General features: G+C 59.0%; 17 protein-coding genes and 1 pseudogene. 8 read left to right on the top strand and 10 right to left on the bottom strand.

Features of this window, described 5'->3' with window-relative positions:
- Window positions 1-22: 22 nt before the first annotated feature.
- From BLR31_RS14385 to BLR31_RS14375, 3 genes are all read right to left on the bottom strand, one after another.
- The gene (locus BLR31_RS14385) at window positions 23-1,222 is read right to left on the bottom strand and encodes a DUF2336 domain-containing protein (protein ID WP_090597387.1); all 1,200 of its coding nucleotides are present in this window, start codon (window positions 1,220-1,222) and stop codon (window positions 23-25) included.
- 75 nt (window positions 1,223-1,297) lie between these two features.
- The gene (locus BLR31_RS14380) at window positions 1,298-2,116 is read right to left on the bottom strand and encodes a transglycosylase SLT domain-containing protein (RefSeq protein WP_090597386.1); all 819 of its coding nucleotides are present in this window, start codon (window positions 2,114-2,116) and stop codon (window positions 1,298-1,300) included.
- Between the two features lie 60 nt (window positions 2,117-2,176).
- Window positions 2,177-2,755, bottom strand: coding sequence for a nitroreductase family protein (locus BLR31_RS14375; protein WP_090597385.1), 579 nt, complete (start codon window positions 2,753-2,755; stop codon window positions 2,177-2,179).
- 141 nt (window positions 2,756-2,896) lie between these two features.
- On the opposite strand from BLR31_RS14375, the gene BLR31_RS14370 reads away from it, so the two are divergent.
- Entirely contained in the window at window positions 2,897-3,871 is a 975-nt protein-coding gene (locus BLR31_RS14370) for a hypothetical protein (RefSeq protein WP_090597384.1), read from the top strand.
- Window positions 3,872-3,913: 42 nt separating this feature from the next.
- Here the strand turns inward: BLR31_RS14370 and thrS are convergent, their stop codons facing one another.
- The 3 genes from thrS to BLR31_RS14355 all read right to left on the bottom strand — a co-directional run bounded on the left by thrS (window position 3,914) and on the right by BLR31_RS14355 (window position 6,707).
- Complete coding sequence (thrS, locus tag BLR31_RS14365; protein ID WP_090597383.1) at window positions 3,914-5,884, bottom strand: threonine--tRNA ligase; 1,971 nt, start codon at window positions 5,882-5,884, stop codon at window positions 3,914-3,916.
- A gap of 89 nt (window positions 5,885-5,973) precedes the next feature.
- The gene (gene yidD, locus BLR31_RS14360; protein WP_342027598.1) at window positions 5,974-6,189 is read right to left on the bottom strand and encodes a membrane protein insertion efficiency factor YidD; all 216 of its coding nucleotides are present in this window, start codon (window positions 6,187-6,189) and stop codon (window positions 5,974-5,976) included.
- An 89-nt stretch (window positions 6,190-6,278) separates the two neighbouring features.
- Window positions 6,279-6,707: an iron-sulfur cluster assembly scaffold protein gene (locus tag BLR31_RS14355; RefSeq protein WP_090597438.1), complete on the bottom strand. Its 429-nt coding sequence runs from the start codon at window positions 6,705-6,707 to the stop codon at window positions 6,279-6,281.
- Between the two features lie 191 nt (window positions 6,708-6,898).
- Between BLR31_RS14355 and folE the strand changes: the two genes are divergently transcribed.
- Both folE and hisI read left to right on the top strand, forming a co-directional pair.
- Window positions 6,899-7,528, top strand: coding sequence for a GTP cyclohydrolase I FolE (folE, locus tag BLR31_RS14350; RefSeq protein ID WP_090597382.1), 630 nt, complete (start codon window positions 6,899-6,901; stop codon window positions 7,526-7,528).
- Window positions 7,529-7,569: 41 nt separating this feature from the next.
- Window positions 7,570-8,019: a phosphoribosyl-AMP cyclohydrolase gene (gene hisI / locus BLR31_RS14345; RefSeq protein ID WP_090597381.1), complete on the top strand. Its 450-nt coding sequence runs from the start codon at window positions 7,570-7,572 to the stop codon at window positions 8,017-8,019.
- Here hisI and BLR31_RS14340 read toward each other — a convergent pair.
- Window positions 8,007-8,759 (bottom strand): rhomboid family intramembrane serine protease, encoded by a 753-nt coding sequence (locus BLR31_RS14340; RefSeq protein WP_090597380.1) that lies wholly within the window; start codon window positions 8,757-8,759, stop codon window positions 8,007-8,009. The genes hisI and BLR31_RS14340 overlap by 13 nt on opposite strands.
- A 184-nt stretch (window positions 8,760-8,943) precedes the next feature.
- Between BLR31_RS14340 and BLR31_RS14335 the strand changes: the two genes are divergently transcribed.
- From BLR31_RS14335 to BLR31_RS14320, 4 genes and pseudogenes are all read left to right on the top strand, one after another.
- Complete coding sequence (locus tag BLR31_RS14335) at window positions 8,944-9,594, top strand: PAS domain-containing protein (protein WP_090597379.1); 651 nt, start codon at window positions 8,944-8,946, stop codon at window positions 9,592-9,594.
- A gap of 120 nt (window positions 9,595-9,714) precedes the next feature.
- On the top strand, window positions 9,715-10,329 hold the full coding sequence (locus tag BLR31_RS14330; RefSeq protein ID WP_090597437.1) for a PilZ domain-containing protein: 615 nt from the start codon (window positions 9,715-9,717) through the stop codon (window positions 10,327-10,329).
- A 288-nt stretch (window positions 10,330-10,617) separates the two neighbouring features.
- Window positions 10,618-11,019, top strand: a pseudogene (locus tag BLR31_RS14325) (cell wall hydrolase); the annotation flags it as partial.
- Window positions 11,020-11,142: 123 nt separating this feature from the next.
- Window positions 11,143-11,772, top strand: a complete 630-nt coding sequence (locus BLR31_RS14320; RefSeq protein ID WP_090597377.1) for a transglutaminase-like cysteine peptidase — start codon at window positions 11,143-11,145, stop codon at window positions 11,770-11,772.
- A 79-nt stretch (window positions 11,773-11,851) separates the two neighbouring features.
- Here the strand turns inward: BLR31_RS14320 and BLR31_RS14315 are convergent, their stop codons facing one another.
- Complete coding sequence (locus tag BLR31_RS14315) at window positions 11,852-12,178, bottom strand: DUF6949 family protein (RefSeq protein WP_090597376.1); 327 nt, start codon at window positions 12,176-12,178, stop codon at window positions 11,852-11,854.
- Window positions 12,179-12,256: 78 nt separating this feature from the next.
- Here BLR31_RS14315 and BLR31_RS14310 point away from each other — a divergent pair, with 78 nt between their 5' ends.
- Window positions 12,257-12,949, top strand: a complete 693-nt coding sequence (locus BLR31_RS14310; protein ID WP_090597375.1) for a hypothetical protein — start codon at window positions 12,257-12,259, stop codon at window positions 12,947-12,949.
- A 22-nt stretch (window positions 12,950-12,971) separates the two neighbouring features.
- On the opposite strand, the gene BLR31_RS14305 is transcribed toward BLR31_RS14310, so the two are convergent.
- Together BLR31_RS14305 and cysE are read right to left on the bottom strand one after the other, a co-directional pair.
- Window positions 12,972-13,190 carry a DUF3126 family protein gene (locus BLR31_RS14305; RefSeq protein WP_090597374.1) on the bottom strand — a complete coding sequence of 73 codons (219 nt, stop codon included), beginning with the start codon at window positions 13,188-13,190 and terminating at the stop codon, window positions 12,972-12,974.
- 165 nt (window positions 13,191-13,355) lie between these two features.
- The gene (gene cysE, locus BLR31_RS14300; RefSeq protein WP_090597436.1) at window positions 13,356-14,177 is read right to left on the bottom strand and encodes a serine O-acetyltransferase; all 822 of its coding nucleotides are present in this window, start codon (window positions 14,175-14,177) and stop codon (window positions 13,356-13,358) included.
- Window positions 14,178-14,216 lie beyond the last annotated feature (39 nt).

Below are 14,216 nucleotides of genomic sequence, written 5' to 3'. Positions count from 1 at the left end.
GCTGAAACTAACCCAAAATGCCCTAGGCGGCCGGCAGCGCCAGCTTGGGCGTGTGATCGGGCAGCATTGCCAGATCGGGCGCCTCGTCTGCAAACGCGGGCATCACGCCCCGTGCAGCAAGGCGCGCCAACGCAATGTTTTGTTCATTGAGATACGCAAAGGCTTCGTCGAGTGTCGGCGGGATGCTGCCGTCATGCTCGGCGATCAACTCCTCGATCAACAGCGACACAACGAAGTAGCGAGCGGCCACATCGTCGGCGAGGTCCGCGCGTCGCGCGTGCGACACCATTCGCGCCAGAAGATTGCGCACCGCAGGCGTAAAGCCGCAGCGTGCGAACAGAGCGTGAAGCGCAGCGCGGCTCCCGCCATCGAGCATCGTGAAAACCTTGCGCCTAGGCGTTTGCGACAGATGTGCCAACGCATCGGCGAAAAACAGGACACGACCGTGCACAAGCGCATGCAGCATCAGCCGTGCCGTGATCTTGTCATTGTCGGCGAGAGTAGCAACAAAACCGCGCTGCCCCCTTCCCGCCTCGCGTTCACCGATCGACGTCGCGGCACTGTCACATGCATCGCGCATCATGCGGTCAAGACGACGCGGCTGGATGGCGCCCTTGACGATACGCAGACCTGAAAGCGCGTTGCGTACGCACTCAACGAGATAGAGTCTCGCCTGTCCCGGCAAATCCTTGCGATTGAACAGCGCACCACGCACCTTGGGGTCTTCACCCCACGTCTCGGCCATCATCATCAAATCATCGTCGGGAAGCTCGATATCTGCGCGTCCCAAAACACGGATGCAGAGGTCGGGATTGCCCAGTCGCGTCAGCGCCAGAGCGACACGCTGGCTGAGTGCCGGACGCGCGGTGATGACGGCCAGCATATCGGGATCGCCCGAGCGAATAATGCCCATGAGGTCCGCATCGAGCAGCATCGGAGAGAATTGCACCACGGCCCGCGATATGACAGGCGCATCCTGGGCCAGCGCCAACATCAGCGGACGGGGAGCATGGTCGGAATGGAGAAGGCCATAGGCCAGAGCCGCACGAACCTTGACCGATGGATCGTCGAGGAAATTCATCAGCGCGGCATACAGTGCGGCGTGTTCGTCGGCTGGACCGCGGTGGCCAAGATAGGCGATTGCGGCCAGATGCGCCGCCTGACCGCGCTCCTCGCTATCGCCGGAAGACGACAGTTCCACATACCGCTGATAAGCAACCATTACGCATCCCCAGAACCAGTGTCCAAAACCTAGCGATCAAGGTTTAAGGATTGGTTCACCATAGGCTGGTGGCTGTTACTCGCCCGAATAAATATCGCTGAACAAGGCACGGCCGGGAACGGCGTTGCCGGTTTCCACCACTGGGCGGCTTTCGGGAGTAGCCTGCGTTGAAAAGAGCGACGTAAACGATACGCCGGGCGGAATGACCGGCCCCGTGTCGACCTCATATCGCGAAGGCATGGGCGGCTGAGACGCCATCTGTTGCGCAGCAAATGCTGCATTGGAGGGCCCGCCGCCATGGCGTGCCACGAGAACCTGATACACTTCTCGAACGGTGCGCGGGCGCCCATCGTCATAAAAGATTGTGGGGTTGGCGGCTGCGGGTCGCGGAAATGCGGCGGCCGCGTTGGCGTTGGGATCCTGCAGGCCGAGCTCGAAGAATCGTTCAGCGCCACGACTACCCAAGAAATGGGCAATATAAAGCTCGCCTGCGCTCGGCATGCGCCCGAATTTTCCGTAGAGATAATCGCCATTGTTGCGCGTGAACGCGGCTGCAAGGTCGGCAGAGACCTCGGGGTTAAACCGCAAATCGAGAATCTGCTGGCGTGTCGCAGGATCGGAGACGAAGAACTCGCCACCATTCGCCTGTATCTGGTCAGCAAAGTCCTGGTATCCGAGGCGTGGCCCCTCGTCCTTCATCACTTCGAGCCACGTGCTCTCGATGAATTGAAACAGGCCCGTTGCCGATGATGTCGGCGCCTTTGCTGACGGGTTTAGGCTGCTCTCACGGATCGCGGTTTGCAGCAGATAATCGAAATCCACGCCATTGCGCGTCCCTGCCCTGTCGAGAGCATAAGCAATGGGCTGGGGAATATTCGAAACAGGCGAAACCATGGACTCTGCTGCGACTCGACAAGGTTGGGCAAATAAAATCCTAACGAGGTTAACCCCTGGTTAACCATCCCACCGCGTGGTCAGAGCCTTTGGATCCGGCCGTTCACGATCTTCCAGCTGTGTTTGTGGCGTTCCGATGTGGACGAAACCGACAAATTGTTCGCCGGGTCTAGCCCCTAGCATCTGAGCAGCCTCGGGTTCGAAGGCGAACCATCGAGTCACCCATTGGGCACCGAAACCCAAGGCGTTTGCCGCGTGACAGAGATTAAAACAGGCATTTCCCGCCGCCATCAATTGCTCAAGTTCGGGAATTTTGAAATGCGGCGCTGCGGTGGAGATGACGCCGACTGTCAGCGGTGCAGGCAGAAATTGTCTTCGCTCGGCGTCAAGCTGTTCGGCGTTTCGATCCGGCCATTTGCGTGCGGCGAGGTTATGCAGCTTATCTCCGACACGTACTCGCGCGTCGCCATCATAAATCAGGAACCGCCAAGGTGCCAATTTACCATGATCCGGTACCCGACATGCGATCGTGAGCATCTCCTGGAGTTGGTCTGGACTAGGGCCGGGCTCGGCTAGAAACGGTGCGGTCACCGTACGACGTGTCAGAAGATAGTCTCGAAGAGCTTCATTGGCGGGCATTGTGGACGAAAGGCTCCATTGCAGCTTGCGGACGCAAGCCCTTCGGCTTGCTCAATAGGGCTCCTTATGACACAGGATTTCCCTATTCCAAGATTAGGAATCGCGCGTTCTCCAAGGAGCGGTTCGGCAAACGGTGTGTTGATGCGGCTGCGTACCCTTTTCGTTGTGAGTATTTTGGCGCTATCGGGCGCCAATGCTTTAGCGCAGGAAATTGACGAAGATCTGGTTTCTCCTGTTCCCCCGCCGCGCCCGGAAGAGTTCGGTGGCACGGGCGAAAACGCTGTCGGCCTCGACGATGACGGGGTGATCGATCAGGAAATCGGCCCAGATGTCCGGCCAGATTTTTCGCATATCACAGACCCTCAGCCGGTTACGCTTTCGGCGCGCCTTTCGGATGACGGCCCCTTTATCCCAGACGGTCTCGTCTGGCGCGTCTTCGACACGGAGGTCGACGAGACGGGCGAACTTGCTCTCGTCGCCAAATCCGAGGAATCAACAGCCACGCTGAGCCTACCGCCAGGCGAATATGTGATGCATGTCGCTTACGGGCGCGCCCAGGTCAGCGACACCTTGTTCGTTGAGCCTGGCCCCAATACCCACACCATCGTCTTCGAAGTCGGCGGGCTCAATCTCAACGCAATGGTAACAGGCGATGTGCCAATCCCGCCCGACCTCGTACGGTTCGACGTCTATTCGCAAGGTCCTGATGGCCGCGTCACCGTTGCCGAGAATCTCGTGGCGGGCGAGTTGATCCACCTGAACGCCGGCATCTATTCTATCGTATCGCGTTTCGGCCCCATCAACGCTGTCGTGCGCTCGGAACTCCGAGTCGAGCCTGGCCAGATGACCGAGGCAACGCTTTTTCATCGTGCTGCGCAGGTTGCGCTTCGACTCGTCTCGGAAGAAGGCGGGGAAGCGATTGCCGACGTGGAATGGACCATCCAGACACCGCAAGGCGAAACGATCTTCAGCGATATCGGCGCGTTCCCGGCAACCGTGCTCGCCGAAGGCGACTATCTGGCTTTGGCAAAGCTCGGCGACAATGTCTATAACCGGGAATTCGAAGTCACCGCGGGCGCTCCCCGTCAGGTGGAAATCCTGACCTCGGCGTTCTGATAAAGCAAAAACCCCCGAACACACGTCCGGGGGTTTTCGTGTCTAAGCCGCCTTGCGCTTGAGATCGGGCGGGGTCACGTCGCGGACCAACTCGCCGATGGCCTCATCGACAGGCTTGACCGTCTGCCCCTGACTGCCAAGCTGGCGGATCGAGACCGTCTTCTCCTCCGCCTCGCGCCGTCCGGCGACGAAGATAAAGGGCACGCGACCGACCGAGTGCTCGCGTACCTTGTAGTTGATGGACTCGTTGCGTGTATCGACTTCGGCACGGATACCCTTTGCCCGCAAGTCTGCAACAACCTCCTGTGCGTAATCATCGGCGTCAGAAACGATCGTGGCCACGACGACCTGCACGGGCGCCAGCCAAAGCGGCATGCGACCGGCATAACTTTCGATCATCATGCCCAGGAACCGTTCCAGCGATCCCAGGATCGCGCGGTGCAGCATCACGGGGCGCTGGCGCGAACCATCTTCAGCGACATAAGACGCATCCAGACGTTCGGGCATCACGAAATCAAGCTGCAGTGTACCGCACTGCCAAGAGCGACCGATGGCGTCCTTAAGGTGGAATTCGAGCTTGGGACCATAGAAAGCCCCCTCGCCTTCTGCGATTTCGAACTTCCGACCTGTGGCCGAAAGCGCATCGCCAAGGCTCTTTTCAGCCAGGTCCCACACCGAATCGTCACCGGCGCGCGTTTCAGGACGTGTCGCAAGCAGGATGCGGACTTCGGTAAAGCCCATGTCCTCGTAAACAGAGTCGAGCAGCGCGCAGAACTTTTCAGTCTCTGCCTGAATCTGGTCGATCCGGCAGAAGATGTGGGCATCGTCCTGCGTCATCTGCCGCACCCGCATCAGGCCATGGAGCGCGCCATGGGCCTCATTACGATGACAACAGCCAAATTCGGCAAGCCGCAGGGGTAGATCGCGGTAAGACTTGATCCCCTGGTTGAAGACCTGCACGTGCGCCGGGCAGTTCATTGGCTTGAGTGCCAGAAGATTGGCATCCATCGATACGATGGGCTTGCCTTCTTCCATCGACGGAATTTCGTCAGGCACAACAAACATGCCATCGCGGAATTTCTGCCAATGGCCGGACTTCTCCCAAAGCTTGTTGTCGAGAAGCTGCGGCGTCTTGATTTCCTTGTAGCCGGATGCGTTTAGACGGCGGCGGATATAGGCCTCCATCTGGTTGTACATGACGAAGCCCTTAGGGTGCCAGAACACCGACCCCTGCGCCTCGTGCTGGAAATGGTACAAATCCATCTCCTGCCCGATCTTGCGGTGATCGCGTTTTTCGGCCTCTTCGATCATGTGAAGATGCGCGTCGAGCTGATCTTTACCGGCCCAAGCGGTTCCGTAGATCCGACTCAGGACTTCACGATTGGAGTCCCCGCGCCAATATGCGCCGGCAACCTTGGTCAGCTTGAAGGCCTTGCCGACATCCTTGGTCGAGCGCATGTGCGGGCCGCGGCAGAGATCGAACCACTGACCCTGCTTGTAGATCTTGAGCTGCTGATCGTCGGGGATAGCGTCGATCAGTTCGACCTTGAACTGTTCGCCCTTGGCGGAAAAGGCCTTCTTGGCTTCCTCGCGATCCCAGACTTCCTTGGTGAACTCGGCGCCGCGATCAACGATCTCTTCCATCTTCTTTTCGATGACGCGCAGATCGTCCTCCGAAAACGGCTCGGCACGGTAGAAGTCGTAGAAGAACCCGTTCTCGATCACGGGACCTATCGTGACCTGGGTATCGGGCCAGAGTTCCTGAACCGCCTCGGCCAGAACGTGGGCCGCGTCGTGACGGATCAATTCGAGCGCCGCCGGATCATCGCGCAGCACGAACTCGATCTTGCCATCAGCATCGAGGACGTCGGACAGATCGGCAAGCTCGCCGTTCCAGCGCATAGCGACGGTTTTCTTGGCTAGCGACTTGGAGATGCCTTCGACGATGGTGGTCCCGGTGGTGCCGAGAGCGAATTCACGCACTGCACCGTCGGGGAACGTCACCTTAATCATCGGATATCTCCATAAATTCATGTGTTGATTGCACGCGACAGCACGCGCAAGGCGGGTTGATTAGCACGATTGGGTTGCGATTCCAGCCCTTACTTGCCGCTCCAGCGCCCGTAGCGCCATGGCAGGTACCACCGCGCCGCGGCGGGAACAACGTCGGGAACAGGGTCATACCCGTGCGTGCCGCGTGGACGGCAACGCCACACGCGCCCTGCCCCCATCCAACCGCCGGGCCAAAACCCATGCCTCAAGATCGCATCTCGGGTGAACTCGGAACAGGACGGCGCGTGGCGGCAGTTTCGGCCCATAAAGGCCGACAGCGTATAACGATACGTCTGGATGAGCAGAAAGGCGGTCCATTTAAAGGGCCAGTCGATCGCCGCCCAGACACGGTCCATCACACTCCGGCCCTCTCGAGCGCTTCATTGATCGCCTCAAACACCAACAATGTGGAAGCATGGCGGGCAGGAAACGCCCGAACAGGTTCAAGATATTTGAGGTCATCCCAACGCCCGTCTGGTGGCTTGCCATCCGACTTGAGCATCGCGACCATAGCTTCACGCACGCGACGCAACTCGACCGGCGTCGATCCGACAATTTGCTCGGCAACGATTGCGGCGCTCGTCTGGCCAAGCGCGCATGCGTTCACATCGGCGCCATACGCCACAACCTTGCCGCCCTCGAGCTTCAGGTCGACTTCGACCGCCGATCCACACACGCGGGACACCTTTCGCGCGGTACCGTGCGGCGCCTCGAGGCGTGGCATCTGGCGGGCGGCCCCGGCAATTTCGAGGATGCGAGAGCTGTAAAGGTCGGAAAATTCCATATTTGCGCAGCTTCTTGGGTCATTGAACCCAGTGTTCATCAAATCGCGCCATCTGGTTTCTTGTCCAATGGCGCCTCTGGCCTATATAAGGAGCCACGCGCCGGGCTGCAAAATCTTATTGGTCCAGCGACGACCCTGCGGCGTAAAGGATGCATTCGGCGCCTAGCAAGCCGCAGTCCGGGGATAATCGAATGGACATGAACGTCAAACCCAAGCCTGTCGCACAGACCGCACTCGAACGCGTGATCCAACGCCCGTCGCGCGAAGAAGCGGAAGCGGCGGTCCGCACGCTGATCGCCTGGGCGGGAGACAATCCCAACCGCGAGGGATTGATCGACACGCCGCGCCGTGTTGTGGATTCGTATCGCGAATTTTATTCCGGCTATGACGAAGACGCAGCCAAGATTCTGGAAACGACTTTTTCTGAAGTCGGTGGCTATGACGATATCGTGCTGGTCCGCGATATTCCGTTCAATTCTCACTGCGAGCACCACATGGTGCCATTCGTGGGTAAGGCACATATAGCCTATCTGCCCCATGATGGCGTCGTGGGATTGTCAAAGCTCGCCCGTGTAACCGACGTCTTTGCCAAGCGCCTGCAGACGCAGGAAAACCTCACAGCTCAGATCATCGAGGCGATCAACGAGGCCATCAACCCGCGCGGTGCAGCCGTGATGCTCGAAGCAGAGCACATGTGCATGTCCATGCGCGGAGTGCGCAAACATGGCTCATCTACGATCACGCATCGGTTCACAGGCGTTCTGGCCGAAGACCGCCAGGAGCAGGACCGCTTTTTCGCCCTCATCCGCGCCGGGCGGTAAGTGCCTTTGCCTCGGCGCGGCCTTGGTTTAAAGACCGCGCCATGACCCAATTTACCGACCCGAAGACACTCAACAACGCCGATATCGAATCGGGCGCGATTTTTGCTCCCAAGTTCGACGCCAACGGGCTCGTTGCCGTTGTCACCCAGGAGGCGTCCAGCGGTGATGTCCTTATGGTTGCGCACATGAACGCTGATGCCATCGCCGAGACGCTTCGGTCCGGCTATGCGACCTACTGGTCGCGTTCACGCGCCAAGCTTTGGAAAAAGGGCGAATCCTCAGGCGAGTTGCAAGAGGTGGTCGAAATCCGCGCAGATTGCGACCAGGATGCGCTCCTGCTCATCGTCAACCAGACCGGACATGGCGCTGCCTGCCACACAGGGCGAAAATCCTGCTTTTATCGCAAGGTGGAAACGGTGGATGGACAGACCGTTCTCGCCGATAGCGGCTCTGAGCGCCTTTTCGATCCGGCCGATGTTTACGGGCGCTGACGGCCGCGCGCCATGGCGTCGAAGAGCGACGGTAACAGCAGGCCAGCGACGAAGCCGCCGATATGGGCTTCCCACGCGATCGCAATGTTAGTGCCCGTGATCATCGGCGAAAATCCGATGAGAACGTTGAGGCCCATCCAGAATATTATGAAGGCCCTGCTCCGTGGGTTTGCGAATACACCTGTAAGAGTCGCCGTGCGCCGGCCGACTGGAACGATTTCACCGGTAAACTCATCGCGGCGGACGACCACAGGCTCGAAAATGAACCGCATCGCCGCTCCGGTCAGCGCCGCGACACCGCCCGATGCACCAATTAACACCGCAAACTGGTTAACGACGAAAACAATGACGGCGGCCTGAACCAACGCTCCAGCCAACGCCCCGAGCAGAAAAACTGTGAGCACACCCGTCGCGCCGTATCGGCGGCCTACTGGCGTCCCAAAAATTGCCAGCCACGCCGTGTTGAAGATCAGGTGCATATAATCGACGTGCAGAAAAGCGTGCGTGAACCCGCTCCAGATCAGGGGAAGCATCCCGCCCGGCCACTGCTCTGGCGCCACGAATCGATCAGGGATGAACCCGAACCATATCCTGAGTGCACCCAGGCCGTAGTCGTCCAGGGCCAGATCGGCAGCGACCTGAACGGCCCACATTAACCCGACCAGTACGGCGACGGTCGCAGGCACGTTGAAGATCGGCTCCCGGGCCTTCCTCTGCCCTTGCGGCGCAATCTCATTCATACAAAAAACCTTTGCGTCACAACGGCTTGGCTGAGGGTTCCAGCCTTATCCACACCAAGCGTGCGGAAATTAACCTTAATACTTGTTTAAGAGCGATTTCAGGCAGCGAATTTGGCACTCTGACGTTGTACCGCCCGGAGTCGTCTCGTCTCCACATCTGCCCACTGAGGACGAATTAGGCCAAATGCAACAGCGCAGCACCAAGACGCTCTACTCCTACTGGAACGAAATTCGCGGTGCCCGCTCGACTCCCGAACGACGCGACATCGACCCTACCCGGATTCGCGACGCCCTGGCCCATACATTCATTCTTGAATCCGACGACGGTTTCGATTTCAATTTTCGTCTCGCCGGTTCGCACATATGTGCGACCTATTGCCGGGAACTCAAGTCCCGCTCGTTCTCGACGCTTTGGGCGACCCGCGATCACGACGCGCTCGAAACGCTTATGCGCGCAGTCACCGAAGATCACGCCGTGGCGCTGGTGAGCTTTGAAGGCCAGACAGAACGCGGCGAAAAACTAAGCTTTGAACTCGCGCTGTTCCCGCTCCGCCACAATGGCGTGACAACCTCGCGGATGATGGGCAGCCTCTCCGCACTCGACACCCCCTATTGGTTAGGTATTCACCCCGTCATCGGTCAGCGCATCACGGGCCTTCGATTGATATGGCCCGACGACCGCGATACCGCCTCGCCGCAAGGCTATGCCAGTGCGATGGGTAACGACATCGCTGCCGCCGTAAATGACATCCACACTCCGATGCCATCGAGCGTCAGCGGCGTGTCTGCCCGGCGCTATGCGCATCTCTCCGTCATCGATGGCGGCAAAGCCTGAAGACTGCATTCGCGCTAAAGCCAGGATGCCTCCATTACCGTCCGTTAACGCTAGACCACATAAGATGGTGACAAAAGACGGTGGCGGAGGCGGGCGCGGGCGATGCTCATCCAGGATTCTATGACGAATGTGATGGCTGCTGCGGCGCTTCGTGACGACAACGAAGGCCGCTTCCAGCGCGTTCGCGTTTCGATCCTCGGACGCTATATGCTCGCTGATCGCCGCGAGTTTCCCTGCCAAGTCATCGAGATGTCCCCTGGGGATGCTGTAGTCATCGCACCGGTCTCGGGTCGGGTGGGCGAAAAGGTTATCGGATATCTCGATCACCTCGGTCGCGTCGAAGGCACGATTCTCGAAACGTTTGACGGCGGCTTTCGCATGGATTTGGTGGCGTCTTCGCGCAAGCGCGAGAAACTCGCCGCCCAGCTTACCTGGCTTGCCAACCGCGATCTTCTGAACCTGCCTGAAGACCGTCGGCACGAACGCGTCGTTCCCGACATCCGCCACTCCTCGATCCTGCTCGAAGACGGCCGACGCTACAATTGCAAGATTACGGACATCTCGCTCTCAGGCGCCGCCGTCGAGATCGACGTACGCCCGGCGCTCGGCACGCCAATCACTCTCGGCCGCATGCGCGCCCGCGTCATCAGGCACTTTTCTGACGGCATCGCCGTGGAATTTGCCTCCGTGCAGGAAATGCTCACCGTCGTGCAGCAAAACCTCCGGATCAATTGATCGCTTTCGGCTATCCCGCAGTGCTGACCCGTCAACTGCGGCCCGTCTGGTCTGCCTAGGTCGTCCCACGAATTGCCGGTACTGCGAATACTGATCAACGATCGGGAAATTTTCGTAGTGAACCGATCCTTAACCCGCTCACCGGTATTGTCCTGACAGTCGCGCGATGAACGGCCGCTGGGGGCGGGGTCGGACCGCGCAGCCAGCCGCGTACTCTGGATGGTAGTTGTAATGCGTATCAGAAAAAAGGTAGCGGCTTTGGCCGTCAGCCTTACCGCCCTCACTACCCTGTCCGGGTGCACCTCGCTTTTCGGCGGGCTCTTCAGTGCCAACTCGGCTCATGAATGCATGACCCGCGTCATGTACTTCGAATCCAACCGCTCGAGCCCGGATGGCATGCTGGCCGTGGGCACGGTAGTGATGAACCGCGTCAACTCACCCCAGTTTCCCAATGATGTTTGTGGCGTTGTCGGCCAGCGTAACCAGTTTGCGTCCGGCGTTCTCACCCGTCAGATGACCGAGCCGCGCAGCGTCCAACTGGCGTCGGCGATGGCTCAGCGCGCCCTGAGGGGCGAACGTCATCATGGCGTGCAGGATGCAATGTATTTTCATACCGCCGGTTTGACGTTCCCATACCGCAACATGCACTACGTTCTGGTTGCTGGCGGTAATGCCTTCTATGCGCGACGCTAGAAATCATGGCTAACGCGCCGTAAAACAAGCCGATAAAACACGCATAAAAACTGCGTTGTAGTTTTCGGATCAGCGAAATCGCCGACCTCTATCGTGATCTCTGTCGGGGAGATCACGATAATGAAAAACAAATCGATCCTTATCTCGGGCCTTTTAGCCCTCACCGTATCCTTCGCAGCCGCCGCGCCGGTTGCCGCTCAGGACGTCGCCAGCCTGCATCCGGCCTACGCCACGACGATGGACCTGACGTCCATTCCAGTGGGGCATGCCGAGTTCTGCGAACGCCGTCCCTATGACTGCCAGCCCATGGCGCCCACCGCGCCAGTGTCGCTGACCGACGCCTTATGGGCCGAGCTTCAGGACGTCAACAACCACTACAACACCACCATCACGGCCATGAGCGACCAGGACCTTTACGGTGTCCCCGAGTTCTGGACACTGCCGACATCTGGTTATGGCGATTGCGAAGACATCTCGCTCGCAAAGCGCGCCGCGCTGATCGAGCGCGGCTGGTCACCGGCCAACCTTCTGATCTCGGTCGTGATGCAACCCAATGGCGAAGGACATGCCGTCCTGATGGTCCGCACTGACCGCGGCGATCTCGTTCTCGACAATCAAGAAGGCCTGATCAAGATCTGGACCGACACACCCTACACATTCCTCAAGCGCCAGTCCCAGGCCCATGCTGGCCAGTGGGTCGATATCCTCGACGGTCGCGACAACGTCGTTACGGCGACTGCAGCGTACTAGACCTCACTACCCACTCCCCGACAGGAGTGTACTTAGGCCGGCCTCCAAGCGGAGCGCCGGTCTTTTTTTTCGGCTTGATCTACGCAACCGCGCGCAGCATCGCGACATAGGTGCCGACGATCATCAATCCCGTGACAAAGCTCCAGCCAAAGGCAATGGTTGAGGCGAGCAGTACGTCGACGGTGGCAGGACGACCGGCACTGCCCGATTGCCAGCCCATGCGCAACATCATGTACGGGCCGCATATCACGACGACAACCACATTGATCAGGCTCTCTAGCGCAGTCTGCCCCTGCAGACTAAACGCTGCAACTTTACGGGCAAGCTGTTGGTAGAGATGAGTGCCCGTCCCGGCGACACTCAATCCGATACCGATCAGAAACAGGGCCAGGATGAACTGGGTCACAAGAAACTCCCGGACACGCGTTTACGCTTTATTAAACATAATCGGTGCCAAAATCCTTGTCACTGCCTCCAGATACCTATGGTTAATTTGAGCAACCCGACCTCCATCGCGGAAAATCAGCGCGCCGACATTCCTCTGAGATCGGTGCTCTACACGCTTGCTGTGATAATGCTAATCGCCGCGCTTGCCGGGCTCGGACTAGCTTATGGTCTGCGAGGATATTTCAGCGCTGCGACGAGCGATCCAGGTGTACCTGCCTTAGTGGAACGTCACAGCGTCACCATCGGGGCACAACGCTACGCCATTCCCGCCAGCCTGATAGGAGACCCGGCACAGCGACGCGACGGCTTTGCCGAGCGTCTCGACCTGACGCTGGCACTACCGATCTCTGAAAACGGATTGAGTGAAGTCGATATTACGCTGATGCCGCGCGGCCGTGTGCGAACGAGCGCTGCTCTACTCGACAGCGTCTATTTGCACCAGTTCGCCGACACTCAGCTTTCCGGGCCGATCGGCCTTGTTGGAAAGCCTCTGGAGATCGACGCCGGAACCCAAGGGGAGACGGTCTGGTACGACCCGCTCAGTGCCGGCCCGTTCGTCGCCAAATGCATGAGGCCGGTCAACGACCGTATTGGCACTCGGACTTGCATGCGTGTCCTGTCGTTGAGCGATCGCAACACGGCCATAGTGACCTTCGAGCCATCAGCATTGGGCAATTGGCGAAGCTTCGACGAAACGGTTGAAAACGCCTTGGCCATGCTGCGGCTGTAGGGCAAAGCAAGGGCAGAAGCCCTCAGCTCACTTCGTCAAGGTCGATATCGAGGATCGAGATCTGCACCATATAGGACTTCTCGCCTTCGTCCTCGTCGACATAGATCAGCCCAAAAAACTCGTCGCCAAGATAGAGTTCAACCGAATCGTCCTGCTTCGGACGTGGGCGAACGTCGATGGCGGTATTACCGAATTTCTGCTGCAGGTACTTCTGGATCTTGATGATTTCGTCGTGCTTCACAAAAAATCTCCAATGCGTTCAATCGCGAGGCGAAATGCGAGACGCCGCCTCTGACAACGCAACAAAATGGTTTTGGTTTAGGATCGGCGCGACTTTAGTCATCGCGGAACAGAAGGCAATGCCGGGGATAAATTTTCCCCGCAGTCCTGCTCCGCTAGCGTTTCTCTAGTCGCGCGCGACCATGACGATCTGGTCCATGACCGTCGCGGGCTGGTTGCATCCCGCCTCACCCACCACTTTGGCTGGCACGCCGGCGACCGTCGTCCGCGCCGGCACTTCCTTGAGCACGACCGAACCCGCAGCGATGCGTGAACAATCGCCCACGCGGATATTGCCCAGAATTTTCGCTCCTGCCCCGATCAACACGCCATTGCCGATCTTGGGATGGCGATCCTCATCGGCCTTGCCCGTGCCGCCAAGGGTCACCGAATGCAAGATCGAGACGTGATCGCCGATCATCGCGGTCTCGCCGACAACGAACCCGGTGGCGTGATCGAGCATTATGCCTTTGCCGATCCGGGCAGCAGGGTGAATGTCCACCTGGAAGACCTGACTCGATCGGCTCTGCAGATAATAGGCGAAATCTCTGCGCCCGGCGCGCCACAACGCATGGGCGAACCGATGCGTCTGGATAGCTTGATAGCCCTTGAAAAACAGGAACGGCTCTATCGCACGATGGCAGGCAGGATCGCGTTCGAGAGTGGCCGCGAGGTCCGCACGGGCAGATGCCGCGATTTCGGGCGTAGCGCGAAGCATCTCATCGAAAGCCTGCCGGATCAGATCAGAAGGCACGTCGGCGTGATCAAGCCGCGCCGCCAGCCGGTGCGCAAGAGCGGACTCGAACCCGTCATGGTTCAGCACGCTCGAAATCGCGAGCTGGGTCATAAATGGCTCAGCAGCGCAAATACGCTCGGCGTCAATCATCATCGCGTCCCAGATCGGGTCGACGGACTTCAGATTACCGGGCTTCTTGACGCTGTTCGACATGGTCGTCTCCAAGGGACGGATTGGCGCGAACGCCACATA

The organism is Pelagibacterium luteolum, assembly GCF_900100665.1.
Classification (GTDB): Bacteria; Pseudomonadota; Alphaproteobacteria; order Rhizobiales; family Devosiaceae; genus Pelagibacterium; species Pelagibacterium luteolum.
This window is presented reverse-complemented; position numbering and strand designations above follow the sequence as displayed.

What these genes read in the sequence shown, in the direction of transcription:
- yidD (WP_342027598.1), bottom strand. Translation starts at nt 6,189, where the DNA reads ATGGGCCGAAACTGCCGCCACGCGCCGTCCTGTTCCGAGTTCACCCGA.
- folE (WP_090597382.1), top strand. Translation starts at nt 6,899, where the DNA reads ATGGACATGAACGTCAAACCCAAGCCTGTCGCACAGACCGCACTCGAA.
- BLR31_RS14310 (WP_090597375.1), top strand. Translation starts at nt 12,257, where the DNA reads ATGGTTAATTTGAGCAACCCGACCTCCATCGCGGAAAATCAGCGCGCC.
- BLR31_RS14340 (WP_090597380.1), bottom strand. Translation starts at nt 8,759, where the DNA reads ATGAATGAGATTGCGCCGCAAGGGCAGAGGAAGGCCCGGGAGCCGATC.
- BLR31_RS14355 (WP_090597438.1), bottom strand. Translation starts at nt 6,707, where the DNA reads ATGGAATTTTCCGACCTTTACAGCTCTCGCATCCTCGAAATTGCCGGG.
- BLR31_RS14380 (WP_090597386.1), bottom strand. Translation starts at nt 2,116, where the DNA reads ATGGTTTCGCCTGTTTCGAATATTCCCCAGCCCATTGCTTATGCTCTC.
- thrS (WP_090597383.1), bottom strand. Translation starts at nt 5,884, where the DNA reads ATGATTAAGGTGACGTTCCCCGACGGTGCAGTGCGTGAATTCGCTCTC.
- BLR31_RS14370 (WP_090597384.1), top strand. Translation starts at nt 2,897, where the DNA reads ATGCGGCTGCGTACCCTTTTCGTTGTGAGTATTTTGGCGCTATCGGGC.
- hisI (WP_090597381.1), top strand. Translation starts at nt 7,570, where the DNA reads ATGACCCAATTTACCGACCCGAAGACACTCAACAACGCCGATATCGAA.
- BLR31_RS14385 (WP_090597387.1), bottom strand. Translation starts at nt 1,222, where the DNA reads ATGGTTGCTTATCAGCGGTATGTGGAACTGTCGTCTTCCGGCGATAGC.
- cysE (WP_090597436.1), bottom strand. Translation starts at nt 14,177, where the DNA reads ATGTCGAACAGCGTCAAGAAGCCCGGTAATCTGAAGTCCGTCGACCCG.
- BLR31_RS14320 (WP_090597377.1), top strand. Translation starts at nt 11,143, where the DNA reads ATGAAAAACAAATCGATCCTTATCTCGGGCCTTTTAGCCCTCACCGTA.
- BLR31_RS14330 (WP_090597437.1), top strand. Translation starts at nt 9,715, where the DNA reads ATGACGAATGTGATGGCTGCTGCGGCGCTTCGTGACGACAACGAAGGC.
- BLR31_RS14335 (WP_090597379.1), top strand. Translation starts at nt 8,944, where the DNA reads ATGCAACAGCGCAGCACCAAGACGCTCTACTCCTACTGGAACGAAATT.
- BLR31_RS14375 (WP_090597385.1), bottom strand. Translation starts at nt 2,755, where the DNA reads ATGCCCGCCAATGAAGCTCTTCGAGACTATCTTCTGACACGTCGTACG.